Origin of the sequence: Serratia sp. CY37869 (assembly GCF_052168895.1) — a bacterium.
Lineage (GTDB): Bacteria > Pseudomonadota > Gammaproteobacteria > Enterobacterales > Enterobacteriaceae > Serratia > Serratia ureilytica.
Map to the genome: position 1 here is coordinate 854,525 of NZ_JBJNLU010000002.1, position 24,796 is coordinate 879,320.

Consider the following 24,796-nt stretch of genomic DNA (forward strand, 5'->3'; position numbering starts at 1 on the left):
GAGGAGTAACCCGTATGACCCTGCTTTCTGAACGCACGCCGGAGCCGCCGGCCAAAACGCCCGGCACCCTCAAGGTGCTGTTCCACCGCCTGCTGATGGCCCACGGCCGCAAGCTGGTGATCGCATTGCCGTATTTATGGCTGACGCTGTTGTTTATGCTGCCGTTCCTGATCGTGTTCAAGATCAGCCTGGCGGAGCTGGCGTTGGCGGTGCCGCCTTACACCGAGTTGATGAGCTGGGTGGACGGCAAGCTGAACATCGCGCTCAACTTCGCCAACTACCTGCAGCTGACCGACGATCCGCTGTATATCGACGCCTATCTGCAGTCGCTGCGCGTGGCGGCGGTTTCGACGTTGTGTTGCCTGATCATCGGCTATCCGCTGGCCTGGGCGGTGGCCCACAGCAAGGCGTCGACCCGCAACATCCTGCTGTTGCTGGTGATCCTGCCTTCCTGGACCTCGTTCCTGATCCGCGTCTATGCCTGGATGGGCATTCTGAAAAACAACGGCACGCTGAACAACTTTCTGATGTGGTTAGGGGTGATCGACCAGCCGCTGGTGATCCTGCATACCAACCTGGCGGTGTATATCGGCATCGTCTATTCCTACCTGCCGTTTATGGTGTTGCCGATCTACACGGCGCTGATCCGGCTGGATTACTCGCTGGTGGAGGCGTCGCTGGATCTGGGCGCCCGGCCGCTGAAAACCTTTTTCAGCGTGATCGTGCCGCTGACGCGCGGCGGCATCATCGCCGGCTCGATGCTGGTGTTCATTCCGGCGGTGGGGGAGTTCGTGATCCCGGAGCTGCTCGGCGGGCCGGACAGCATCATGATCGGCCGCGTGCTGTGGCAGGAGTTCTTCAATAACCGCGACTGGCCGGTGGCCTCGGCGGTCGCCACCATCATGCTGCTGTTGCTGATCGTGCCAATATTGTGGTTCCACAAGCACCAGAACAAGGAAATGGGAGGCCAGGCATGAACAACTTGCCGGTAGTACGTTCACCGTGGCGCATCGCCATCCTGACTGTCGGCTTTACCTTCCTGTATGCGCCGATGCTGATGCTGGTGATTTACTCCTTCAACAGCTCCAAGCTGGTGACGGTGTGGGCCGGCTGGTCCACGCGCTGGTATACCGAACTGTTTCACGATTCGGCGATGATTAGCGCGGTGGGGCTCAGCCTGACCATCGCCGCCGCCGCCGCCACTGCCGCGGTGGTGCTGGGCGCCATCGCCGCGGTGGTGATGGTGCGTTTCGGCCGCTTTCGCGGTTCGACCGGCTTTGCGTTTATGCTGACCGCGCCGCTGGTGATGCCGGACGTGATCACCGGCCTGTCGTTGCTGCTGCTGTTCGTGGCGATGGGGCACGCCTTCGGTTGGCCGTCGGAGCGCGGCATGTTCACTATTTGGCTGGCGCATGTCACCTTCTGTACCGCTTATGTGGCGGTGGTGATCAGTTCGCGCCTGCGCGAGGTGGATCGCTCAATTGAAGAGGCGGCGATGGACCTGGGGGCGCCGCCGCTGAAGGTGTTTTTCGTCATCACCTTGCCGATGATTGCGCCGGCGCTGATCTCCGGCTGGATGCTGGCGTTTACCCTGTCGCTGGACGATCTGGTGATCGCCAGTTTCGTCTCCGGCCCGGGCGCCACCACGTTGCCGATGCTGGTGTTCTCCAGCGTGCGCATGGGGGTGAATCCGGAAATTAACGCGCTGGCCAGCCTGATCCTGCTGGTGGTGGGCATTCTCGGCCTGATCGCCTGGTGGTTTATGGCGCGCTCGGAAAAACAACGATCGCGTGAATTGCAGCGGGCGGCCCGTAGCTGAATCGTAACAAACCTGCTATTTTTGCAATCAATAAGTATTGCAACTAACTACCTGACTTTACATGCGCCATTTGAATGGCTCCAATGAATTTCACACTGCCGCCAACAACGCGGCAATGTGAAAGGCGTAGGGGCAGTGGCGCGTCGTAGCGGAACACGGATATGTCAGACATGCTGAAAAGCGGGCAGGGAATAAGATCGACTTCGGATGCGCCGGTGCCGGTGATGGTGGCGGGCACCGCCATGGTGGCGATCAAGTGTATCAGCGTGGTGCTGCTGCTGGGCGAGCTGGGCGTCGACGGCGCGAAGGAGTTTGTCAGCACCAGCGCGCAGGCGTGGGATTCCACCTTTATCTTTCTGGCCGGGCTGATGCTGCTGTGCCTGCAAATCAGCTGCGGTTTTGCGGTGATGCGCGGCCGCAACTGGGGGCGCTGGGGCTACGTGGCCTGTCAGTGCATCGTGGTGCTTTACCTGCTGCTGGCCACCATCGGCAGCGTCTTCCCCGAGGTATTCACCGTGGAAGGGGAAACCAGCGGCCAAATCCTGCACGTTCTGATCCTGCAAAAGATCCCCGACGCGGTGATCCTGGCGCTGCTGTTCGTCCCCACCGCCAGCCGCCGCTTCTTCACCGCGCGCAAGTGAGATTTTAGGCGCGCGGAGTGGTAAACTCTGCGCCCTTAATTCGTCATCCTGGACTTCACGGTATCTTCATGCATTGCGCTTTGTATACGGCGGGCACCTGCCGTTCCTGTCAGTGGCTGGAAAAGCCCTATTCGCAGCAGCTGGCCGACAAACAGCATCACCTGCAATCGCTGCTGGCCGGGCGCGATGTCGCGCAGTGGCTGCAGCCGGCGGCGGGGGAACTGAGCGCATTTCGCAATAAAGCCAAGATGGTGGTCAGCGGCAGCGTGGAGCGCCCGCTGCTCGGCATGCTGCACCGTGACGGCACGCCGGTCGATCTGAGCGATTGCCCGCTGTATCCCGCCGGCTTTGCACCGATGTTTGCGGTGCTGAAAAGCTTCATCGCCCGCGCCGGCCTGACGCCGTATAACGTGGCGCGCAAACGCGGCGAGCTGAAATACCTGCTGCTGACCGAAAGCACGCTCGACGGCGGCGTGATGCTGCGCTTCGTGCTGCGCTCGGAAACCAAGCTGGCGCAGCTGCGCGCCGCGCTGCCGTGGCTGCAGCAGCAGCTGCCGCAGCTCAAGGTGATCTCCGCCAATATTCAGCCGGTGCATATGGCGATCATGGAAGGGGAGCGCGAGATCGCGCTGACCGAACAGCAGGCGCTGGAGGAACAGTTCAATCAGGTGCCGCTGTTCATCCGCCCGCAAAGCTTCTTCCAAACCAACCCGCAGGTGGCCGCCGATCTGTATGCCACCGCCCGCGACTGGGTGCGCGCGCTGGGTATCGACAGCATGTGGGATCTGTTTTGCGGCGTCGGCGGTTTCGGTCTGCACTGCGCGCAGCCGCAAACTCGCCTGACCGGCATCGAAATCAGCGCGGAAGCGATCGCCTGCGCGCGTCAGTCGGCGCAGCGATTGGGGTTACTGCAGGTCGATTTTCAGGCGCTCGATTCCACCCGCTTCGCCACCGCCGAAGGGCAGGTGCCGCAGTTGGTGTTGGTCAACCCGCCGCGCCGCGGCATCGGCCAGGCGCTGTGCGATTATTTGAGCCGGATGGCGCCGGATTACATTCTGTATTCCAGCTGCAACGCCGAGAGCATGGCGAAAGATATCGAGATGTTGCCGGGATACCGCATCGAACGGGTGCAGCTGTTCGACATGTTCCCGCATACCGCGCACTACGAAGTGTTGACGCTGTTGGTGCGGCGTTAAAGGCGCTTTTTGGCAGCCGTGTAAGCCGCTGAACGTTCGCGTTTGCCCACAGACAGGACCAGAACCACGATCTCCGTTTCCATGACGCGATATACCAAACGAAAGCCTGAGGCTCTGAGTTTGATTTTGTAGCAATCGGGCAAACCGGCGAGTTTGTTGGCGGGGACGTGGGGATTAACCAGCACCGATGCCAGCTTTTTTTTGAACTGTTCCCGGATCACCGGGGACAGTTTTTTAAATTCCTTCAGCGCATGTTCTTCGAATTCAAGCTTATAAGTCATCCAAATTGACCTTAATGCGTTTGCCGTTCATCCGTGAACGAACGATTTCAGCGAGTTCGATATCTTCCAGGTATTCCGCGATCGCCTCCCAGGTTTCCGGAGAGACGTAATATCCCGAAATCTTACCGTTGGTCAGGACGGCGACCGGTTGCCCTTGTGCCTCTTTAAGGGCGGCGTTGGGCGATTTTTTAAAATCGCTGATGCTGACTGCGGAGTCGGCGAGAATGGGTTGAACCGTCATGATGTTATCCTTGATGCTAAATTCAGTATCAAATTTAGCACTAACCGAATGGGGTGGCAATCGGATGGAGCCGCCGAAGGATGGCGACTCCACATGCGGACTTACTGCGGGAACCATTTGTCGTTGATGGCCTTGTAGGTGCCGTCGGCCTTGATGGCGTCCAGCGCGGCGTTCAGCTTGGCCAGCAGCGCCTGATTGTCCGGACGCACCGCGATGCCAAGGCCGGTGCCGAAGTATTGCGCATCGGTGATATGTTCGCCGACCGGCGCCAGCTGCGGGTTGGTTTTCAGCCACTCGTTCACTACGGCGGTATCGCCGAAGACGCCGTCGATACGGCCGTTTTTCAGCTCCAGAATAGCGTTCTGGTAGCTGTCGTAAGAGACGGTGTTAATCTCCGGGTGCTTGTCCTGCATGTATTTCTGGTGGGTGGTGCCGTTTTCCATGCCGAGCTTTTTGCCTTTCAGATCCGCCAGCGAGCTGAACTTGCCTTTTTGCGCGATCACAATCGCCGAGTTGGCATAGTAAGGTTGGGTGAAGGCGACCTGTTTGCTGCGCTCCGGCGTGATATCCATACCGGAAATCACCGCATCGTATTTTTTGAATTTCAGCGCGGCGATCAGGCTGTCGAACGCCTGGTTGGTGAAAGTGCACTGCGCCTGCATCTGTTTGCACAACGCGTTGGCCAAGTCGATATCGAAGCCGACGATCTGGTTGTTGGCGTCCAGCGATTCGAACGGCGGATAGGTGGCGGAGGCGGCGAAGCGGATAGTCTCGGCTGCGGTGGCGTTAAAGGTCATTCCGGCCAACATCGTCGCGGCAAGCAGCAGTTTTTTCATGCGTAGAGCTCCTGTCTGGATCCTGAAAGTGATTATTTCGCTATCGTTTGTTTTTACTGGTAATCGCCAGAGGTTTTTGCGAGGACACCTGCTGACAACCCTGCCACTGAGTGAATTAAAATGCAATATAAATGATTAAATATTGCAATGGGGATAAAAAAAGCCCCGCGCAATGGCGGGGCTGGAAAGGGGGATGGCTTCAGTTGCGGCGCTCAAACGCCAACGCGCGGCGCTCCACCAGCCGCATCAGCAGCGTCAGCAGGCCGTTGACGCACAGATACACCAGACCTGCGGCGCCGAACACCATCACGTCGTAGGTACGGCCGTACATCAGCTGGCTATAGCCCATCACTTCCATCAGCGTGATGGTGTAGGCCAGCGACGTGCTTTTGAACACCAGCACCACTTCGTTGGAGTAAGACGACAGCGCGCGCTTGAAGGCGAACGGCAGCAGAATGCGCAGCGTCTGCCGGCGCGACATGCCAAGCGCTTCGCACGACTGCCATTGTCCGGCGGGGATGGCGCGCACCGCGCCGTAGAACAGCTGCGTGGTATACGCCGCGCTGTTCAGCGCCAGCGCAATCATCGCGCACAGCCAGGGCTGCGACAGCAGGTTCCACAGCCACGGGTAGTCGCGGATCGCCGGAAACTGACCGGGGCCGTAGTAGATCAGGAAGATCTGCACCAGCAGCGGTGTGCCGGTGAACAGCGTCACATAGGCCTTGACCAGCGGCGTCAGAACCGGCGTTTTCAGCGTCAGGATCACCGTCAGCAGCAGCGACAGCAGCAGCGCGACCAGCAGCGCGGCGACGGTCAGGGTCAGGCTGGTATGCAGCCCTTTGAGGATTTCCGGTAAATATTCAATCATCAGACCGGCCCCCGCTCAAAGCGCGTGGCGCGCAGTTCAATGCGCTTGATGACGTATTGGCTGAACAGCGTCACCAGCAGGTAGATGGCCGCCGCGATCACGTACCAGGTAAAGGGTTCCTGGGTGCGGGTGGCGATGCTTTTGGTTTGCAACATCAGGTCGTTCACGCTGATCAGCGACACCAGCGCGGTGTCTTTCAGCAGCACCAGCCACTGATTGCCGAGGCCGGGCAGGGCATGGCGCCACATCTGCGGCATGATCAGGCGAAAGAAGATCGCCGCTTTGCCGAGACCCAGCGCCTGGCCGGATTCCCACTGCCCCTGCGGCACCGCTTTGAGCGCGCCGCGCAGCGTCTGCGCGGCGTAGGCGGAATAGAGCAAGGCCAGGGCGATCACCCCGCACAGGAACGGGCTGACTTCGAAATTATCGATCGCCAGCTGAATCGGCAACTGGAACAGACCGAGGTTAAGGGTAAAGCCGTCGGAGAGCATCAGCAGCAGCTGCGACGAGCCGAAATAGATAAACAGCACCACCAGGATTTCCGGCAGGCCGCGCAGCACGGTCACCCAGGCGGTGCCGAGCCAGCTGACGGCTTTCCAGCGGGACGATTCCCATACGGCGAACAGCATCGCCAGAATCAGCCCGAGGATCAGGGCGCAAACGGCAAGGCCGACGGTCATGCCGGCGGCGCTTGCTAAAGGTTGTAATTCATTCATCGGGGCGTATTACTGCTGGAACCATTTTTTGTAGATGGTTTCATAGGTCCCATCCTGCTTGATCTTGTCCAGGGCGGCGTTGAACTTGCCCTGCAGATCGGTATTTTTCTGGCGTACCGCGATGCCGAGGCCGGTGCCGAAGTAGTCTTTATCCGTTACTTTGGCGCCCACTGTCGCCAGCGCGTCATTCTGCTTCAGCCACTCGTTGACCACCGCAGTATCGCCGAACACCGCATCAACGCGGCCGTTCTTCAGATCCAAAATGGCGTTTTGGTAGCTGTCGTAAGGCACGGTGGTGATTTCCGGGTGCTTGTCGGTCAGGTATTTTTGGTGAGTGGTGCCGTTTTGCACGCCGACTTTCTTGCCTTTCAGCGCCGCCACGTCGGCGATTTTGCCTTTCTGCGCGATGAACAGCGCCGAGTTATCGTAGTACGGCTTGGTGAACAGCACCTGCTTTTCACGCTCCGGCGTAATGTCCATACCGGCCATGACCGCATCGAAACGCTTGAACTTCAGGCTTGGGATCAGGCTGTCGAACGCCTGATTGGTGAAGGTGCACTCGGCCTGCATCTCTTTGCACAGCGCGTTGGCCAGATCGACATCAAAACCCTGAATTTTGTTGCCGGCGTCAATAAATTCAAATGGAGGATAGGAGGCTTCGGTAGCGAAACGGATGGTTTCGGCTGCGGAGGCGGAAACGCTGATGCCGGCCAGAACGGCGGCGATTATTAGTTTTTTCATCGCAAACTCCCCAAATTACAGCAAGTTAATTGTTAGTGTGATAAGTAGTTGGCAAACTCGGTGGTCCGCGGCTGCGTGAAGTGGCTGCTGTCGCCTTGCTCCACCACATGGCCGTTTTCCATGTACACCACGCGGCTGGCGGTCTTGCGCGCCACTTCCACTTCGTGGGTGACGATCACCTGAGTGATGCCGGTGCCGGCCAGTTCGCGAATGATGCTGACGATCTGGGCGGTGATTTCCGGATCCAGCGCTGCGGTCGGTTCATCGAACAGCAGCACCTGCGGCTCCATCATCAGGGCGCGAGCGATCGCTACACGCTGCTGCTGGCCGCCGGAAAGGTGCAGCGGAAAGCGATCGGCGAAGTCGGTCAGGCGCAGACGCTTGAGCAGCTTGTCGGCGCGCTCCATCGCCTGAGCCTTGGTCAGACCCAGCACGCGGCAAGGCGCTTCGATCAGGTTCTGGACCACGGTGAGGTGAGGCCACAGGTTGTATTGCTGGAAGACCATGCCGACATTTTGCCGCAGTTCGCGAATGGCTTTTTCGCCCGGCGCCTGCTTGAAATCGAATTGGTTGCCGGCGATCTTTAGCTGACCCGAACGCGGCATTTCCAGCAGGTTCAGCACCCGCAGCAATGAACTTTTCCCGGCGCCGCTTGGGCCAAGCAGCACCAGGGTTTCCCCGGCTGGACATTCCAGCGTGATGTCAAACAGCGCCTGGTGAGCGCCGTAATAGCAATTGATACCGTTAAGTTGAATACTCATGCGCCAGAATTGAATAGACATTGATGCCGCAAATGTTAACTTCCACAGAATACTTATGCAATCTTTGTGCGTTAAAATTTATGAGTGTGCGGCGGGACAGTAAAAGATTAGCACAAGATACCGCGACTCAGGCCGAGGGAGGGGATTTGTGGCGCAGGCTGTGAGATCGGTAGCGAAATTTTTTCTATCGGACGAAATCTGAGCGGCGCAAGGGGAGACGGGAACGACCGACGCGGCGGGTCCGCGTCGGCCGGGGAGTGCGGGTTATCGGTTTTCCAGCACCTGACGCACGCTGCCGTTGGTGGCGTGTGCTGGAACATTCAGGTAGCGAATATCATCAACCACCCAGCAGGTGCCTTCGCGCACCATCAGCACTTCGTCTTGCCAGTTCACGGTACTGTTGGCGTCTTTCTGGTAGCTCAAGTCAACGCGCAGCGGGATGTTCTTCGCATCGGTGTTGGGAATGGTCGAGGCGCTGGCGACGGACGCGCTGCTTGGCCCTTGCGCGTTGCCGGAGAACAGATCGCCGGTTATCTGATGCTTGCCCGGATTTTGAGCGGCGCTGACCAGATCCTGATACAGCACTTTGCTCAGATAAGGCTGCAGCTGCGCCAGGCGGTTGCTGTCCGGCAGGCTGGAACCTTGCTGGATGCGCAGGTCATAGAACTTTTGCGCGACCGTATCCGGGCCGCCTTCCACACAGCTGCCGCTGCGGGTGCCGATATCCTTGTATGCCGGTTCCACCGTGGTACAGGCACTCAGCAACAGCGCTAAGGGTAAAACAGCCGCAATCGTTTTTGTTTTCATCTTATTACCTTATGTGAAAGTCTCTACCATGAAGACCGATAGCTTACAGTATAAATGCGTTTTTTGGCCTTGCATTCGTACTGCGTGCCATTGATTAAGCGAACATAATGCCAATCTTCTGGTCATAGATACGTTGAATTAATCAAACAAGGAGTTCTGATGCAGCTTTCAACTACCCCGACCCTGGAAGGGTTTACCATCACCGAATACTGCGGCGTCGTCACCGGCGAAGCGATCCTCGGCGCCAACATTTTTCGTGATTTCTTCGCCGGCGTGCGCGATATCGTCGGCGGCCGCTCGGGCGCTTATGAGAAAGAGCTGCGCAAGGCGCGCCTGATCGCATTCGAAGAGCTGGAAGACCAGGCGAAAGAGCTGGGCGCCAACGCGGTGGTCGGCATTGATATCGATTATGAAACCGTTGGTAAAGACGGCAGCATGCTGATGGTGACTGTCAGCGGCACCGCGGTGAAAGTGAGCCGCTAACGCCATGCTTTCTTTTCGCCCCGGCCATTCCGCCGGGGCGACATCCTCTTGATTTATCCCACCTTGTGCTGCTCGACGATTGGGCGGTGTTCCTGCGGCTTCGTGGGCACCGGCTCCTGGCGATGCGGCATCGGCTGAACGGACGTCTGATGGCGCTGCGGCGCCGGGGCCGCATGCGGCATGATGCGCTGTTGCGGCGCCGGCATCGGGCTTATCGCCGCCGGATGCTGCGGCGCTGCCGGTTCGCGGATCACCGGCTGAGCGACGTGTGGGGCCTGCAGAACCTGCGGGCGCGCGACGGCTGGATGCACCGGCGCAGCGGCCGGCATTGGATGCGTCTGTAGCGGCGCTGAATGTACGGCTGTCGGCTGCTGCGGGTGAGGTGCCGTCGGAACGGCATGCGTGAACGTCGGCGTGCTCATCGGCTGCTGTGCATGAGGCGCGATGACCGGCTGTCGCACGTGCGGGACGGCCGCTACCGGCTGGTGTATGGCTACCGGCTGCTGTACGTGAGGCGCCACCGGCTGGGTATGCGCAAAGTTCGGCAACGTCATCGGCGCGTGGGCCGCAGGCGCGACGTGCGGCTGTTGCGGCGCGCCGATGGGCGTCGGTTGAGTGACGCGGGGCGCCGGCGCGGCGGCGGTATTGTAGTTGTTCACCGTGCTGGTGCTGCTGCGATTCACAGTGTTCACGTTGTTATATTGGTTGATGTTGGTGACGCGATTCACCACGGTGGTGGAATGCGATACGTAGGGCGCATCGCGGTAGACCACCGGTTGGCGTCGATCGTCCCAGCGCATATCCCAGTTGTGCCAGCCGCTGTTGTGCTGATTGAACAATGAGGCGACCGCAATGCCGACACCGAAGCTGATCACGCCGGCCGCCAACATGTCGCCGCCGCTGTAGCCCGAAGGTTGATACCGATAGCTCGGATAGGCTGGGATCGGCGTGCCGTAGGCCACCCAGGGATCATAATGCGGGACGTAAACCGTATCCGGCTGGCTGGGTTCGATGACGATGGTTTCGCCCGGCGCCGCTACCACGCGCTGGCGATAGGGCTGCTGTTCGACATAATGCGTCGTCGGCGCCACGACGATGCGCTGCTGCGGGGTGTTTTTCAGCGTGCCTTGGCTGGCCGCCCGTTGACGCATCACCTGAATGGCGTTCATCACGTCGGTGGGATCGTTTAGGTAGGCGCTGCCCAGGGCGGTGGTCCAGGGGATGTTTTTCGCCATTTGATCGAGCACGTCGGGGAATTGCACCAGGCCGCGCACGCTGGGATCCCAGGGTTGAGCGTCGGCCGCTGAGCTGAGCGCCGCCGGTTGCAAGCCGCGGTTTTGCGCCAGCCAGGCATCCGCGGCGCTGATTTGGTCAGGATAGCCCGCGCCGGCCAACACCTGCGCCAGCAGCTTGTCGGGGAACAGCGCCACCGGGCTGACCAACTGGTACAGTTGATCGGCGCTCAGCGGCGTATAGGCCGGCGCGCTGGCACTCGTGACGGGCGCGGCCGAGGGCGGGGCGCTCCCGCCCATCGCATCGGCGACTTTTTGCCGATCGCAGCCGCTGAGCGGCAGCATGGCGGCACAGAGCAACCAGGACAGATAGCGTGGCGTGAACATGTTCGACTCCGCTCTTTCAGCGCAGATGATACTTTGAGACTATCATGGGCGGGAAAGGCCGCCAGCCGGGAGCAACACTCGCTTGCACATCGGCGCTATCTGTCATTATTTCTCGATGAGCGTGATGATTGGATACAGATCAATCGCGTCGCGTTACATCTTTCACGGACGTCAATCAGGAGGATAAGTGAAAATTTGGCCAGGGATCATCGCCGCCGTGCTGTTGGCGGGATGCCAAAATCCGCAGCAGGACACGCTCGTCGATCGTGGCGCTTACCAGCTCGAAACCTTGCATCAGGCGCAGGGCGCCGATCAGCGCATTCGGTTTCTGGTGATGCACTATACGGCGGAAGACTTTCATTCATCACTGAAAACGCTGACCGATGAACACGTCAGCGCACACTACCTGTTGCCGGCGCACCCGCAGCGCGAACACGGCAAACCGACGGTGTACCGGTTGGTGCCGGAGGCGATGCGCGCCTGGCATGCCGGCACCAGCGGCTGGCGCGGGCGCAGCAATCTCAACGACACCTCGATCGGCATTGAAATCGTCAACAAGGGTTTCACCCGCAGCATGCTGTTCACCCACTGGCAGCCCTACACGGCGGAACAGATCGCCGTGTTGATTCCGCTGAGCCGCGACATTATCCAACGCTATGGCATTCAGCCGCAGGACGTGGTGGGGCACAGCGACATCGCGCCGCAGCGCAAACAGGATCCCGGCCCGCTGTTCCCCTGGCGGCAACTGGCGCAGGCCGGCATCGGCGCATGGCCGGACGAGGCAGACGTGCAGCGGCTGCTGGCGGGGCGAGACAGACAGGCGCCGGTGCCGCTGGCACCGCTGCTCGAAAAGCTGGCGCGTTACGGCTACGCGATCGACCCGTCGTGGGATGCGCGGCAGCAGCGCAACGTGCTGGCGGCGTTTCAGATGCATTTCCGGCCCGGCGATGTGCGCGGCGAGCCGGATGCAGAGAGTGAGGCGATTATCGATGCGCTGCTGTTGAAGTACGGCGCGTGGCGTTGATTACAGGCCGTGCAGTTTGCCGTGATCTTTCAGCCAGCGGGCGGTGCGCGCGATGCCTTCTTCCAGCGAGACGATCGGCTGATAGCCCAGCTCTTGCTGCGCGCGGGTGGTATCGAGCGTGAGATCGAAGTTGAGTTTGGCGACGCCGTAATGGGTCAGCACCGGCTCCTTTTCGCTTTTGCTGCCCAGGCGCTCCATGCCGCGCGCCATCATGTCGAGCATCGGATAGGGGACGGAGCGGATGCGGCACTTCATGCCCAAATCGTCGATCAGCTGCTGCACCACGGTGCGAAGCGGACGCGGCTGCTGGTTGGTGATGTTGTAGGCGCGGCCGGACGGCGTGTCTTCTTTTAGCGTCGCCAGCCACATGGCGTGCACCGCATTCTCCAGATAGGTCATGTCCACCATCGCCGCGCCGCCGCGCGGCAGCAGCAGGTTGCCGTAGCGTTTGATCATCTGCAGCAACCGCGGCAGCATCACCTTGTCGTGCGGCCCGAACAGGCCCTGCGGGCGCAAAATGGTGAAATGGGTCTGCGGATTGGACAGCGCCAATTGCTGGATCACCTGCTCGCCGGCGGCCTTGCTGCGCGCGAACTCGTTGGCGTAACGCTGCGGGCGAAAGTCTTCGGTTACGTTGCGGTGATGGTGGTAGTCGAAATAGATCGCCGGGGAAGAGATGTGAATGAACTGCGCCACGCCATAGGCCGCCGCCCATTCGCCGAGGCGGCGGGTGGCGCGGACGTTGGCCAGTTCGAAGGCTTCTTCGGTGCCCCAGGGTGAGGTAAAGCTGGAGCAGTGCCACAGCACATCGACGTCCGCCAGCATCGCTTTGGCCTGCGAAGAGATCAGGTTGGTGAGATCGGCATGAATGAACTCCGCGCCCATTTTTTCCAGCAGGCCACCCATCGCCTGGTTACGACCGGTGGCGCGCACTTTGATGCCCTGGCGGCGCAGATATTCAACGGCGTTACGGCCTAACCCACTGGTTGCACCGGTGACCAATACCTTCATAACGGACTCTATTCTCACCCAAAATCGGAATACCGGCGGGCGCTTGCGGCGCTCCCAGCAAATAAGATGCCATTCTTCCGTGATTTCGTGCGCTATGCAATCGGAAAGCCCCGAAGCACAGCGGCAAACTGTGCGGTTGATCGACAAATGAACGGCATTCAGCGCTGTTGGCGGTCCAGGTTCTCGGCCAGCGTCGCGATGCGCTTCGCCATGCCGCGAAAAATGAACAGGTGCGCGGGCATCATGGCGAACCAATACAGCAGCCCGCTGAAGCCGGCCGGATGCCACCAGGCGCGCACGTCCAGCGTGCGGCGATCGCCGCGATCGGTAATGGTGAAGCTCAGCCGCCCCAGCCCCGGCGCCTTCATGCCGAACAGCAACGCCAGCTGCCGCAGCGGCTTCAGCGTGATGACTTTCCACCCGTCGATCTCGTCGCCCAGCGCCAGGGACGCGCGCGCCGGGCGGCCATAGACCACGCCGTTGCCGATCATGTCGTCCATGCGGGCGCGGATCCGCCACAGGATATTGGCGTAGAAATAGCCTTCCTCGCCCCCCAACTGCTGCACCGTTTGCCACAGCGCCTGGCTGGAAGCGGCGGTGTCGAGCGAACAACCGGCCTGTTTTGGATAGTAACCGTAGCCGGGGCGCCAGCGGGCCCGCGCCGCCGGATCGTAGCCCCAGTCGGCGGAATCGACCACCTCCTGTTCGCGCTGCAGCGTGGTGGCGACCGCCTGATCAAAGGTGTGCAGCCGCTGCGGGATCAGGGCCTGCAGCGGCCGGCCGTCGGCGGGCAGATCGTGCTTCAGCCCCTGGATCAGCGCGCGGGCGATCGGCGTTGGCACCGAGGTGATCAGGCTGATGAACCACACCGAAATCAGCCGCGTCGGCAAAGGGATCGGGATCAGCCAGCGCCGCTTGCCGCTGAGGGCGATAAAGCGTTTGAACATATCCTGATAGCTGAGGTATTCCGGCCCGGCAACGTCGAAGATGCGGTGCTCCTGCGCCGGGTGCGCCAGCAGATCGGCCAGATAAACCAGCAGGTTCTCCAGCGCCACCGGCGAGGACTTCGAACGCACCCAGCGCGGCGGCGTCAGCACCGGCAGGTTATAGACCATGTCGCGCATCACTTCGAACGCCGCCGAGCCGGGGCCGACGATGATGCCGGCGCGCAGCTCGGTCACCGGCACGCCGCTCTGGCGCAGGATCTCGCCGGTCAGGCGGCGCGCCGCCAGGTGCGGCGAACTGTCGTCGTTCGGCTGCAGCGCGCCGAGAAAGATCACCTGCTTGACGCCGGCATTGCGCAGCGCATCGCGCAGATTTTCCGCCGCCTGGCGTTCCTTCTCGATAAAGTCGTCGCCGTCGCCCATCGCGTGCACCAGATAGTAAAGCGTATCTATCTCCCACAGCGCCGCGCTCAGGGTTTCCGGGCGGTACAGATCGACATACAGGCAGTTGACCTGCGGCCAGTTCTGCTCCTGCAGCCACTCGATGCGCCGCGCGGCGGCGGTAATCTGGTGCCCCTGTTCGATCAGGTGCGGGATCAGGTTCTGGCCTATATAGCCGCTGGCTCCAAGAACCAGTACGCGTTGGGGTGTCATCGGGCCGCCTTGTGCGGTAGAGGATTGGCAGAACGACAGGATGCCAAATTCAGGGTTTAAATGCACTTTTTGTATGGGTATAAGCCGGTTGCATCCGCCGCGGCGCGAGTTCACACTACGCGCCCCTTATCGCACGAAAAACCGAATGCCATGAAACTCAATGTGATTTGTTACGCCCTGCTGGGCCTGGCGCTGATCGCCAGCCTGTTCTCGCCGCATCCGGTGTGGATGTGGCTGCTGTCGGCCAACCTGCTGACGTTTCTGATCTACGGCGGCGATAAGCTGGCGGCGCGCAAGGGATGGCGACGGGTGCCGGAGACGACGCTGTTGCTGTTCGGCGCGTTGGGCGGCTGGTTGGGCGCGCTGCTGGCGCAGCAGCTGTTTCGCCACAAGACCCAGAAGCAGCCGTTTAAAACCTGGTTCATCCTCAGCGTGGCGCTCAATCTGGCGGCGGTGCTGGGGCTGTGGTACTGGGTTTACGGCCGCTGGATCTTCTGAGTGCGGGGCGCGGTCTGCGCCCCGAGCGATCAGGCGTGCTGCTGAAGAAACTCCCGCCACAGTTCGACCACCCGCTGCAGATCCTGACGGCTGACGTCGAGGTGGGTCAGAATGCGCGTCAGCGGGCCGCTGCTGATCAGCACGCCGCGTTCGCGCATCCACGGGCCGAGTTTGGCCGCCAGCGCCGGCGTTTGGCGCAGGTACAGCACGTTGGTCTGCGCACCGGGATCGGCGATCTCTACGCCGATCTGCCGCAGCTGTTGCTCCAGCCAGACCGCGTTGTCATGGTCTTCGCGCAGCCGCGCGACGTTATGCTCCAGCGCGTAGAGGCCGGCCGCCGCCAAAATGCCGGCCTGGCGCAGCCCGCCGCCGGTCATCTTGCGCCAGCGCAGCGCGCGTTGGATGAAAGCCTCGCTGCCGCACAGCAGCGAGCCGACCGGCGCGCCCAACCCTTTCGACAGGCAAATGGTGAAGGTGTCGCAGTACTGCACGATCTCTTTTAGCGGCAGGTTCAGCGCCACGGCGGCGTTGAAGATGCGCGCGCCGTCGATATGCAACGCCAACTGCCGCTCGCGGGTAAACAGCCACGCCTGCTGCAGGTAGGCCTGCGGCAAGACTCTGCCGCTTATGGTGTTTTCCAGGCTCAACAGCCGGGTGCGGGCGAAGTGGATATCGTCGGGTTTGATGGCGGCGGCGAGCTTGTCCAGCGGCAGCGTGCCGTCGGCGTCGGCCTCGATCGGCTGCGGCTGGATACTGCCCAGCACCGCTGCGCCGCCGGCTTCGTATTTGTAGTTGTGCGCCTGCTGGCCGACCAGATATTCATCGCCGCGCTGGCAGTGGCTCAGCAGCGCCACCAGGTTGGCCTGGGTGCCGCTGGGCAGAAACAGCGCCGCTTCTTTGCCCGACAGACGCACCGCTTCCGCCTCCAGCGCGTTGACCGTCGGATCATCGCCGTAGACGTCGTCGCCGACTTCTGCCTGAGCCATCGCCTGGCGCATGGCGGCGCTGGGGCGGGTGACGGTGTCGCTGCGTAGATCGATAAGCATAGGGTTCCTGGAATATAAGGGAGAGGAAAAGGGTACATGGCATCATATACCCTTTATTTCACCGGGGCAGCTTGCTTAGCGCAGCCAGTTGGTTTTCGCCAGCTCGACCACTTCGTCGCCGCGGCCGTTGATGATGGCGCGCAGCATGTACAGGCTGAAGCCTTTCGCCTGTTCGAACTTGATCTGCGGCGGCATCGCCAGTTCTTGCTTGGCGGTGACCACGTCCAGCAGCGCCGGGCCGGGGTGCGCCAACATCTCCTGCAGCGCGCCGTCCAGATCGGAGGCTTTTTCCACGCGGATGCCCTTGATGCCCGCGGCATTGGCGATCGCCGCGAAGTCCGGATTATGCAGATCGGTGCCGTCGGTCAGGTAGCCGCCGGCCTTCATCTCCATCGCCACGAATCCCAGCACGCTGTTGTTGAACACCACGATTTTCACCGGCAGCTTGAGCTGCGCCAGCGACAGGAAATCGCCCATCAGCATGGTGAAGCCGCCGTCGCCGCACATGGCGATCACCTGTTTATCCGGCGCGGTGGCCTGAGCGCCGATCGCCTGCGGCATGGCGTTGGCCATTGAACCGTGGTTGAACGAACCGAGCAGGCGGCGCTTGCCGTTCATTTTCACGTAGCGGGCGGCCCACACCGTCGGCGTGCCGACGTCGCAGGTGAAGATGGCGTCGTCGCTGGCATAGTGGCTGAGCTGCTGCGCCAGATACTGCGGGTGGATCGGTTGGTCGTCGCCGGCGGTCGCCAGCCCGTCGAGATCCTTGCGCGCGTTGCGATAATGCTCCAGCGCCTTGTCGAGGAACGTCCGGTCGCGCTTCGGCTCCAGCTGCGGCAGAAGGGCGGTGAGGGTGGTGTGGATATCGCCCACCAGCGCCATATTGACCGGGCAGTGCGCGCCGATGCTGCCGGGATTGATGTCGATCTGAATGATGTTGGCGTTGGTGGGGTAGAACGCGCGATAGGGGAACTGGGTGCCGAGCAGCACCAGCGTGTCGGCGTTCATCATCGCGTGGTAGCCGGAGGAGAAACCGATCAGCCCGGTCATGCCGACGCTGTAGGGGTTGTCCCATTCGATATGCTCCTTACCGCGCAGCGCGTGCACCACCGGCGCCTGCAGCAGCTCGGCCAGCTTGACCACTTCATCGTGCGCGCCGGCGCAGCCGCTGCCGCACATCAGGGTGATGTTCTTCGCCTTGTTCAGCGTTTCCGCCAGCTTGTTCAACTCGCTCATCGGTGGCTGCACCAGCGGCAGCGCCGGGGTATGCCAGGTCAGGGTCGCGTCTTCCGGCGCCATGCGCAGCGCCACGTCGCCCGGCAAGACGACCACCGAGACGCCGCGGTTGAGGATCGCCTTGCGCATGGCGATCTCCAGCACGCGCGGCAGCTGTTCCGGGTTGGAGACCAGTTCGCAATAGTGGCTGCATTCGCGGAACAGCTCCTGCGGATGGGTTTCCTGGAAGTAGCCGCTGCCGATTTCGCTGGAAGGGATGTGCGCGGCGATCGCCAGCACCGGCACATGGTTGCGGTGGCAGTCGAACAGGCCGTTGATCAGATGCAGGTTGCCGGGGCCGCAGGAACCGGCGCACACCGCCAACTGGCCGGTGAGCTGGGCTTCGGCGCCGGCGGCGAAGGCGGCCACCTCTTCATGGCGGGTGCCCAGCCATTCGATGGTGCCCATGCGGTGCAGGCTGTCGCTGAGGCCGTTGAGCGAATCGCCGGTCACGCCCCAAATGCGTTTTACGCCGGCTTGATCCAGCGTTTTGGCGATCAGTGTGGCTACGGTTTGCTTCATGGTTCCCCCAAACATGGTTTGAAAAACGATGTGGACTCGATCCGGTGAGTGGCAGCAGAGCAACTGCAAGCATAGCTTACCGGCTGTGGACGAGATGCGGTCAGGAAGGGTAAAGAGCGTAGGACGGGGAAAAGTGTAACCGGGCTGGCCACGCGGAACTTGCCGATAAATGCCCCATCGCGGCGATGGGGCCAGGGATCACGCCAGCGTGACGTCTCCCTGCAGCTGGCAACTGCAGGCCAGCACGTAGCCCTGCGCTACCTCTTCCTCGCTCAACGTCATGGTGCTGGTGGTGGTGTAGTCGCCCTCGAGGAGGCGGGTTTTGCACGAGCCGCATACTCCGGCGCGGCAGGCGGCGTTGACCGGCAGGGCATTGGCCTCCATCGCTGCCAGCAGGGTGCTGCCGACCGGCACGCGGAATTCGCGCAGCGGGCGGGCGGCGCGCAGCGTCAGCCCTTCGGTTGCGTCAGCCTGTGCCGTCGGCGTGTGGAACTGCTCCTTATGGAAACGCTCGGCCGGCACGCCGAGCCGGCGACAAAGCAGCTCCACCTGATCCATGTAGGGCGCGGGGCCGCAGGTCATTACCGTGCGTTCGGCGATGTCCGGCGCCGCCTGCCGCAGCGTCTGTTCATCGATGCGGCCGCTGAGGTAGCCGGGTTGCAGATCCTGCTCGGCCATCAGCGTCAGGCGCAGCTGCGGATGGGCGGCGCACAGCGCGCGCCACTGATCGGCGAAAATCGTGTCGGCGGGCGTGCGCACGTTAACGATCGCGGCGATATCACAGGTTGGACGGTTGGCGGTCAGCCAGCGGCACATCGAGACGATCGGCGTCACGCCGCAGCCGGCCGCCAGCATCAGATAACGATCGGCCGGGTGGCGTTCGCAGCAGAATTCGCCCTGCGCGTCGGACAGCCACAGCGTGTTGCCGGGCTTGACCTCTTGCGTCAGCCAGCGCGATCCGACGCCGTCCGGCAGGCAGCGCACGCTGATGCTGAGAAAGCGGCTCTGGCCAGGCGAGGAGGAGAGCGTATAGGCGCGCAGCGTCTCCTCGCTGTTGCGAATGCTGACCAGCGCGAACTGGCCGGCCTGGTAAGGATAGAAAACGTCGCAGATCAGGTTCAGCGTCCAGACGTCGGCGGTTTCACGCCGGATGGAATGCACCTGCATGCGGTTCGGGCAAAGCGGAGTGGGTTGAGTCATCGGGCACCTCAAAAAGCAAAGGGGCCGGCGCAGGCGGCCCCATAACGTAACGGCATCAGGCGAGCAGCGCGGCGATATCCTGCTCGACGGTGGTGATCGGACGCAGGCCGAATTTCTCGTTGAGGATCGCCATCAGGTTGTCGGTCAGGAAGCCCGGCGCGGTCGGGCCGGTGACGATGTTTTTCACCCCCAGCGACAGCAGCGTCAACAGAATGACGATCGCCTTCTGTTCAAACCACGACAGCACCAGGCTGAGCGGCAGCTCGTTGACGCTGCAGCCGAGCGTATCCGCCAGCTTGACCGCCAGCATGATGGCGGAGTAAGCGTCGTTGCACTGGCCGACGTCCAACAGGCGCGGCAGCCCTTCCAGCGTGCCGAAATCCAGTTTGTTGAAACGGTATTTGCCGCAGGCCAGCGTCATGATCAGGCAGTCTTGCGGCACGCTGCGGGCGAAGTCGGTGAAGTAGCTGCGCTCGTCGCGGCTGCCGTCGCAGCCGCCGACCAGGAAGACGTGGCGCAGTTTTTTCTGCGACACCAGGTCGATAACCGTGTCGGCGGCGTTCAGCAGCGTCTGGCGGCCGAAGCCGACGGTGATCAGGTGCTCAATCTCGGTGTAAGGGAAGCCGTTCATGCCCTGCGCCTGGCGGATCACGGCGCCGAAGTCGTCGCCTTCCAGATGGTTGACGCCCGGCCAGCCGACGATGCTGCGGGTCCAGATGCGATCGCCGTAGTTGCCGACGTTAGGATCGATGATGCAGTTGGAGGTCATCACGATCGGGCCAGGGAATTTGGCGAATTCCGTCTGCTGGTTTTGCCAGCCGCTGCCGTAGTTGCCCACCAGGTGCTTGAATTTTTTCAGTTCCGGATAGCCGTGCGCCGGCAGCATTTCACCGTGGGTGTAGACGTTGACGTTTTGCCCTTCGGTTTGCTCGAGCAGCATGCGCAGATCTTTGAGATCGTGGCCGGAAATCAGAATGGCTTTCCCGGCCACCGGGCGCACGTTGACCGCGCTGGGCTGCGGATCGCCGTAGGCCTGGGTCTCACCGCGATCGAGGATCGCCATCACGTTGAAGTTCATCTTGCCGATGCCCATGGCGTTGTTCAGCAGGGTATCGACGTCGCGCGGCCGGGTGCCGAGCCAGGCCATGAAAGCGTGGTAGTCGGCATAAAGCTGTTCGTCGAACTGGCCGAGCACGTGCGCGTGTTCCATATAGGCCGCCGCGCCTTTCAGGCCATACAGACACAGCAGGCGCAACCCGTGGACGTCGTCGCCGACCTCGGCCTTGTCGCTGTCGAGGGCAAACTGCACCGCCTGCTGCAGCAGCGCAGGCATATCGTCGCCGGCCAGCTGCAGCGCCGCCATCGGGTGATCGACGCGCACGCCGGCATCCAGCAGCCGGCAACGGGCGGCCAGCGAGTCGCGCAGCAGCAGGGTTTCCCGCGCGTAACCGATGATGCGCTGGGAATCGAAGTTGACGTTGGTCAGGGTGGAGAAGAAGGCGCGCGGGGCGAAGCTGTCGATTTCGTGGTCGACGATGCCCAGCGAACGCGCCTGCAGCGCCCAGGCGGAGAGGCCCTGCAGCGCCGCCACCAGCAGATCCTGCAGATCGGAGGTTTCCGCCGTTTTGCCGCACATGCCCTGAGCATACGCGCAGCCGTTGCCTGCCGGGGTTCGAATGGTTTGTTCACATTGCACACAGAACATAGTCGCTTCCTTTTATTTTTAAAGTTGCATTTATAATGCTTGTTTAAAAGCATAGATCGGCGATCGGGGTTGCAAAAGGCTTTTGTGCGACTACTGCGGGCAAGTTTGATTTAGCGCAATTTTGCCGTGCGGATGGGAATTATTACCCTTTGGGGGCCGGGTGGCCCCCAAGGGGAAAGGATCAGGAGAACAGGGCGATCAGCACCGGCGCCAGCAGGCTCAGCAGGAAGCCGTGCACGATGGCGGGCGGCACCATGTCCAGTCCGCCGCTGCGCTGCAGCACCGGCAGGGTGAAGTCCATCGAGGTGGCGCCGCACAGGCCGAGGGCGGTGGAGCGGCTGCGGCGCACCAGCGTCGGGATCAGCATGATCGCCACCAGCTCGCGTGCCAGATCGTTGAAGAACGCGGCGCTGCCCATCACCGGGCCGTAGGCGTCGGTGATCAGAATGCCGGACAGCGAGTACCAGCCGAAGCCAGAGGCCATCGCCAGCCCGGCCTTGACCGGCAGCCCCAGCAGCTGCGCCGCCAGCGCGCCGCCGGCCAGAGACGCGACGACCACCGCCAGCGCCACCAGCGTGCCGCGGCGGTTGAGCACGATCTGGCGCAGCGTCATGCCGCTGTTGCGCAGCTGAATGCCGACCAGCAACAGCAGGAAGATCAGCGCATATTCGCTGCCTTTATGGGCGAACTGCAGCCATTGCCACTGCGTCAGGCCGAGCAGGAAGCCGCCGAGCACCACGCCGCACAGCTTGAGCGACTCCAGCGCCATATGCACGCGCGAAGGCAGCTTTTCCTGTTTATGGCTGCTGCGCCACGGCATGCGCCGCTCCAGCAGCGCCAGCAACAGCAGATTGGCGCAGAGAATGCAGAAGAAGAACGCTGCGCTGTACTGGAAGATCAGCATCAGATTGCTGCTGAGATTCTCCATAAACGCCAGGCTGATGCCCATGAAAAACAGGATCACATACACCATCCAGCTCAGCAGGCGGTTGATCAGCACCAGCAGCGGGCGATGGCGTAAGGGAATGAGGTAACCGACAATCAACGGTAACAGAATAATCAACAGTCCTGAGTACATGGTGCAACGAGTGTCCTTGAGTTTTGATGCGCGACGAACGGCGGCGAGGAGCACACGCTAACCAAAAGCCCGGCCGGAGTAAAGCGGCAGATTTGACGCTGGCCGCTTGACCTGCAAGGGGTTTTTTGACCATGCTCTGTGAAAGTCGCCTCATTGAAGAGGCGACGGCGCGCACGGGAGGCGGCGGATGTTCTTGGAGCGTATCGAAATTGTAGGTTTTCGCGGTATTAATCGGCTGTCCCTGATGCTGGACGATAACACGTTGTTGCTCGGCGAAAACGCCTGGGGTAAATCCAGCCTGCTGGATGCGCTGACGCTGCTGCTGGCGCCGGAGCAGAAACTGTATCGATTTGAAGCGCACGACTTCCATTTTCCCCCCGGTGAGGAGGCGGCCAAAGAGCGCCACCTGCAGGTGGTATTCACCTTCTGCGAGAAAGACATCGGCCACGCGCACCTGCCGCGCTACCGCCATCTGACGCCGTTGTGGGTCAAGGGGGAAGACGGCCTGAGCCGCATTCACTACCGCTGCGAGGGCGAGCTGGCCGATGACGGCACGGTGTGCACCTGGCGCGGTTTTCTCGACGCCGACGGCAACGCCTTTCAACTGCACCATATCGAACAGCTGGCCCACGCCATCATCCGCATCCACCCGGTTTTGCGCCTGCGCGACGCGCGCTTTATTCGCCGCCTGCGCCCCAGCAGCCTCGGCGATGAACGCAAACCCGATACCCAGGCGTTGGCGCAGCAGCTGGATCAGCTGACGCGCGAGCTGGTGCGCAATCCGCAGAAGCTGACCAACGGCGAGCTGCGTCAGGGGCTGGCGGCGATGCAGCAGTTGCTCGAGCACTACTTTGCCGAGCAGAGCTCGCAGGTGGCGCGGCCGCGCCGCCGCGGCGGTGAACCGGAGCAGGACGCCTGGCGCGCGCTGGACGGCATCAACCGCATGGTCGCCGAGCCGAACAGCCGCAGCATGCGTCTGATCCTGCTGGGCATGTTTTCCACCCTGCTGCAGGCCAAGGGCGACGTCAAGCTGGATCCGCACGCCCGGCCGCTGCTGCTGGTGGAAGACCCGGAAACTCGCCTGCATCCGATCATGCTCTCGGTGGCCTGGGGGCTGCTCAATCAGCTGCCGCTGCAGCGCATCACCACCACCAACTCCAGCGAACTGGTGTCGCTGGTGCCGGTGGAGCACGTGTGCCGGCTGGTGCGCGAGTCGGGCCGCGTCGCGACCTACCGTCTCGGGCCGCGCGGGTTGAGCGCCGAAGACGGGCGGCGCATCGCGTTTCACATCCGTTTCAACCGGCCGTCGTCGCTGTTCGCTCGCTGCTGGCTGCTGGTGGAAGGCGAGACCGAAGTGTGGCTGCTGAACGAGCTGGCGCGCCAGTGCGGCTACCATTTCGAGGCGGAAGGGGTGAGGGTCATCGAATTCGCCCAGTGCGGCCTGAAGCCGCTGCTGCGCTTTGCCCGCCGCATGGGCATCGAGTGGCATGCGCTGGTGGACGGCGACGAGGCGGGCAAAAAGTACGCCAATACCGTGCGCAGCCTGCTGGACAATCATGAAGACAACGAGCGCGATCGGCTGACCGCGCTGCCGGCGCCGGACATGGAGCACTTCATGTTCCGCGAAGGGTTCGGCCCGGTTTATCACCGGATGGCGTCGGTGCCGCTCAACGCGCAGATGCCGGTGCGCAAGGTGATCCTGAAAGCGGTCCACCACTCTTCGAAGCCGGATCTGGCGATCGAGGTCGCGATGCAGGCCGGCGAATGGGGCACGGACTCGGTGCCGCCGCTGCTGAAGAAAATGTTCTCACGGGTGATCTGGCTGGCGCGCGGCCGGGCGGACTGACGGCCCGCCGGGTGTTATCGGGCGCAGAAGTGCGCCGCCAATCCCTGTTCCAGCTCGTCCAGCAGCTGATAGCGGCGGCGATACTCGGCGCGCTTCTTGCTGGCGATCTCTTCGATCGGCTTGCGGGCGATGCGTTCGGGCAGCAGGAAATAGCCGCTGTCGAGCGGTTTGGCGCCCATCGACAGCCAGAACTGATCGTAATCGGCGTGCAGTTTGTCCTTCTTCTTACTCTGGTAACGCCAGTTTTGATAGATATGGGTGGCGTTGCCGACCGCCACAATCTGGCGGATGCCGAGGTGCCGCGCCAGCGTGCAGATGCCTTCCAGCACCAGCCGTTTAGGGAACAGGCCGTGACACTCTTTGGTGGTGTGCTGGATCTCGGCGTGCGGCACGTCATGGTTCGCGCCCTGCAGGCCGCCGATGAACAACGTCGGCTGCTGCTGATAATGCATCAGCGCAAAGGTGATCTCCGCCAGCATCACGCCGTTGGCGTTGCGCAGCAGCAGCGTGGCTTCCCCTTCCTTATTCAGTTTGTCGATCGCCGCCAGCTCCAGCGTGATCGGCGCTTCGTTCTTGCCCATCGCGCTGGCCAGCACGAAGGCGTGCGGGCCGAGGTGGCCGAGGCGCATCTTCAGCGGCATGCGCTGTACGATGAGATCGTAATGATCGCGCAGGGCGAACAGGCATTCGATCTTGCTCATGTTGGCCGCCAGGTAGGGACGATGCAGTTTGCACGGCAGGTTCGGCTGTGCGCTCAGGATCTCCTCCAGCAGCGGATTGCTGGCCAGGGTGCTGAGCAGGCCGCTGGTGGTGCGCCAGTTGAGCAGCGAACGGCCGAGAAACTTCAGGCGAAACGAGGTTTTTTTCCAGGCGTTGCTCGGTGCCTTTTCGCCATTGATCAGCGCCGTCATCAGTTGCCAGCCGTTAAGCGGCCGGGCGGAGGCGAGTGGGTAGCTGAGCTGTGACATGATGAAATCCTTGGCT

At 61.9% G+C, this 24,796-nt stretch carries 25 protein-coding genes; 8 read left to right on the plus strand and 17 right to left on the minus strand.

All coding sequences use genetic code 11. The features are described 5' to 3' along the window. The first annotated feature begins 14 nt into the window (after positions 1 to 14). The 4 genes from potH (at position 15) to rlmC (ending at position 3,656) form a co-directional block, all read left to right on the plus strand. Positions 15 to 977: a putrescine ABC transporter permease PotH gene (gene potH, locus ACJ8J1_RS14465; protein WP_033642526.1), complete on the plus strand. Its 963-nt coding sequence runs from the start codon at positions 15 to 17 to the stop codon at positions 975 to 977. Next, positions 974 to 1,819, plus strand: a complete 846-nt coding sequence (gene potI / locus ACJ8J1_RS14470; protein ID WP_033642528.1) for a putrescine ABC transporter permease PotI — start codon at positions 974 to 976, stop codon at positions 1,817 to 1,819. Before potH ends, potI begins: the two co-directional genes overlap by 4 nt. Positions 1,820 to 1,980: 161 nt before the next feature. Further along, a complete protein-coding gene (locus ACJ8J1_RS14475; RefSeq protein ID WP_047024958.1) occupies positions 1,981 to 2,460 on the plus strand; it encodes a YbjO family protein in 480 nt (159 codons plus the stop codon). 68 nt (positions 2,461 to 2,528) lie between these two features. Next, entirely contained in the window at positions 2,529 to 3,656 is a 1,128-nt protein-coding gene (gene rlmC / locus ACJ8J1_RS14480) for a 23S rRNA (uracil(747)-C(5))-methyltransferase RlmC (protein ID WP_033642530.1), read from the plus strand. Here rlmC and ACJ8J1_RS14485 read toward each other — a convergent pair. The 8 genes from ACJ8J1_RS14485 to ACJ8J1_RS14520 all read right to left on the minus strand — a co-directional run bounded on the left by ACJ8J1_RS14485 (position 3,653) and on the right by ACJ8J1_RS14520 (position 8,907). After that, the gene (locus ACJ8J1_RS14485; RefSeq protein WP_033633469.1) at positions 3,653 to 3,937 is read right to left on the minus strand and encodes a type II toxin-antitoxin system RelE family toxin; all 285 of its coding nucleotides are present in this window, start codon (positions 3,935 to 3,937) and stop codon (positions 3,653 to 3,655) included. The genes rlmC and ACJ8J1_RS14485 overlap by 4 nt on opposite strands. Next, positions 3,927 to 4,178, minus strand: coding sequence for a type II toxin-antitoxin system Phd/YefM family antitoxin (locus ACJ8J1_RS14490; RefSeq protein WP_004928423.1), 252 nt, complete (start codon positions 4,176 to 4,178; stop codon positions 3,927 to 3,929). The genes ACJ8J1_RS14485 and ACJ8J1_RS14490 overlap by 11 nt, the downstream gene beginning before the upstream one ends. A gap of 101 nt (positions 4,179 to 4,279) precedes the next feature. Then, complete coding sequence (gene artJ / locus ACJ8J1_RS14495; protein WP_015377297.1) at positions 4,280 to 5,014, minus strand: arginine ABC transporter substrate-binding protein; 735 nt, start codon at positions 5,012 to 5,014, stop codon at positions 4,280 to 4,282. 199 nt (positions 5,015 to 5,213) lie between these two features. Continuing rightward, entirely contained in the window at positions 5,214 to 5,882 is a 669-nt protein-coding gene (gene artM, locus ACJ8J1_RS14500) for an arginine ABC transporter permease ArtM (protein WP_033650651.1), read from the minus strand. Then, complete coding sequence (gene artQ / locus ACJ8J1_RS14505; RefSeq protein WP_033642532.1) at positions 5,882 to 6,598, minus strand: arginine ABC transporter permease ArtQ; 717 nt, start codon at positions 6,596 to 6,598, stop codon at positions 5,882 to 5,884. Before artQ ends, artM begins: the two co-directional genes overlap by 1 nt. 9 nt (positions 6,599 to 6,607) lie before the next feature. Then, positions 6,608 to 7,339 carry an arginine ABC transporter substrate-binding protein gene (gene artJ, locus ACJ8J1_RS14510; RefSeq protein WP_033642533.1) on the minus strand — a complete coding sequence of 244 codons (732 nt, stop codon included), beginning with the start codon at positions 7,337 to 7,339 and terminating at the stop codon, positions 6,608 to 6,610. A 32-nt stretch (positions 7,340 to 7,371) separates the two neighbouring features. After that, the gene (gene artP, locus ACJ8J1_RS14515; protein WP_089192582.1) at positions 7,372 to 8,100 is read right to left on the minus strand and encodes an arginine ABC transporter ATP-binding protein ArtP; all 729 of its coding nucleotides are present in this window, start codon (positions 8,098 to 8,100) and stop codon (positions 7,372 to 7,374) included. A 264-nt stretch (positions 8,101 to 8,364) separates the two neighbouring features. Continuing rightward, entirely contained in the window at positions 8,365 to 8,907 is a 543-nt protein-coding gene (locus ACJ8J1_RS14520; protein ID WP_033642535.1) for a lipoprotein, read from the minus strand. Positions 8,908 to 9,066: 159 nt separating this feature from the next. On the opposite strand from ACJ8J1_RS14520, the gene ACJ8J1_RS14525 reads away from it, so the two are divergent. Continuing rightward, positions 9,067 to 9,390, plus strand: a complete 324-nt coding sequence (locus tag ACJ8J1_RS14525; protein WP_004928400.1) for a heavy metal-binding domain-containing protein — start codon at positions 9,067 to 9,069, stop codon at positions 9,388 to 9,390. A gap of 53 nt (positions 9,391 to 9,443) precedes the next feature. Here the strand turns inward: ACJ8J1_RS14525 and ACJ8J1_RS14530 are convergent, their stop codons facing one another. Continuing rightward, entirely contained in the window at positions 9,444 to 11,009 is a 1,566-nt protein-coding gene (locus tag ACJ8J1_RS14530; RefSeq protein WP_033642536.1) for a DUF3300 domain-containing protein, read from the minus strand. A gap of 187 nt (positions 11,010 to 11,196) precedes the next feature. On the opposite strand from ACJ8J1_RS14530, the gene ACJ8J1_RS14535 reads away from it, so the two are divergent. Further along, positions 11,197 to 12,033 carry an N-acetylmuramoyl-L-alanine amidase gene (locus ACJ8J1_RS14535; RefSeq protein ID WP_033642537.1) on the plus strand — a complete coding sequence of 279 codons (837 nt, stop codon included), beginning with the start codon at positions 11,197 to 11,199 and terminating at the stop codon, positions 12,031 to 12,033. Here the strand turns inward: ACJ8J1_RS14535 and ACJ8J1_RS14540 are convergent, their stop codons facing one another. Both ACJ8J1_RS14540 and ACJ8J1_RS14545 read right to left on the minus strand, forming a co-directional pair. Next, complete coding sequence (locus tag ACJ8J1_RS14540) at positions 12,034 to 13,044, minus strand: NAD-dependent epimerase/dehydratase family protein (protein WP_004928393.1); 1,011 nt, start codon at positions 13,042 to 13,044, stop codon at positions 12,034 to 12,036. Between the two features lie 158 nt (positions 13,045 to 13,202). Beyond that, the gene (locus ACJ8J1_RS14545; protein WP_033642538.1) at positions 13,203 to 14,642 is read right to left on the minus strand and encodes a DUF2867 domain-containing protein; all 1,440 of its coding nucleotides are present in this window, start codon (positions 14,640 to 14,642) and stop codon (positions 13,203 to 13,205) included. A gap of 150 nt (positions 14,643 to 14,792) precedes the next feature. On the opposite strand from ACJ8J1_RS14545, the gene ACJ8J1_RS14550 reads away from it, so the two are divergent. Beyond that, positions 14,793 to 15,140: a DUF1294 domain-containing protein gene (locus ACJ8J1_RS14550; protein ID WP_033642539.1), complete on the plus strand. Its 348-nt coding sequence runs from the start codon at positions 14,793 to 14,795 to the stop codon at positions 15,138 to 15,140. A gap of 29 nt (positions 15,141 to 15,169) precedes the next feature. Here the strand turns inward: ACJ8J1_RS14550 and ltaE are convergent, their stop codons facing one another. From ltaE to ACJ8J1_RS14575, 5 genes are all read right to left on the minus strand, one after another. Beyond that, a complete protein-coding gene (gene ltaE, locus ACJ8J1_RS14555; protein WP_033642540.1) occupies positions 15,170 to 16,186 on the minus strand; it encodes a low-specificity L-threonine aldolase in 1,017 nt (338 codons plus the stop codon). 75 nt (positions 16,187 to 16,261) lie between these two features. After that, entirely contained in the window at positions 16,262 to 17,983 is a 1,722-nt protein-coding gene (gene poxB, locus ACJ8J1_RS14560) for a ubiquinone-dependent pyruvate dehydrogenase (protein WP_033642541.1), read from the minus strand. 198 nt (positions 17,984 to 18,181) lie between these two features. Continuing rightward, the gene (gene hcr, locus ACJ8J1_RS14565; RefSeq protein ID WP_033642542.1) at positions 18,182 to 19,183 is read right to left on the minus strand and encodes an NADH oxidoreductase; all 1,002 of its coding nucleotides are present in this window, start codon (positions 19,181 to 19,183) and stop codon (positions 18,182 to 18,184) included. A 55-nt stretch (positions 19,184 to 19,238) separates the two neighbouring features. Further along, positions 19,239 to 20,888: a hydroxylamine reductase gene (hcp, locus tag ACJ8J1_RS14570; RefSeq protein ID WP_033642543.1), complete on the minus strand. Its 1,650-nt coding sequence runs from the start codon at positions 20,886 to 20,888 to the stop codon at positions 19,239 to 19,241. Between the two features lie 181 nt (positions 20,889 to 21,069). Beyond that, positions 21,070 to 21,966 (minus strand): lysine exporter LysO family protein, encoded by an 897-nt coding sequence (locus ACJ8J1_RS14575; protein WP_033642544.1) that lies wholly within the window; start codon positions 21,964 to 21,966, stop codon positions 21,070 to 21,072. A gap of 187 nt (positions 21,967 to 22,153) precedes the next feature. On the opposite strand from ACJ8J1_RS14575, the gene ACJ8J1_RS14580 reads away from it, so the two are divergent. Continuing rightward, a complete protein-coding gene (locus ACJ8J1_RS14580; RefSeq protein ID WP_033642546.1) occupies positions 22,154 to 23,812 on the plus strand; it encodes an ATP-dependent endonuclease in 1,659 nt (552 codons plus the stop codon). Positions 23,813 to 23,826: 14 nt separating this feature from the next. Here the strand turns inward: ACJ8J1_RS14580 and ACJ8J1_RS14585 are convergent, their stop codons facing one another. Then, on the minus strand, positions 23,827 to 24,780 hold the full coding sequence (locus ACJ8J1_RS14585; protein WP_033642547.1) for a VirK/YbjX family protein: 954 nt from the start codon (positions 24,778 to 24,780) through the stop codon (positions 23,827 to 23,829). Positions 24,781 to 24,796: the final 16 nt, after the last annotated feature.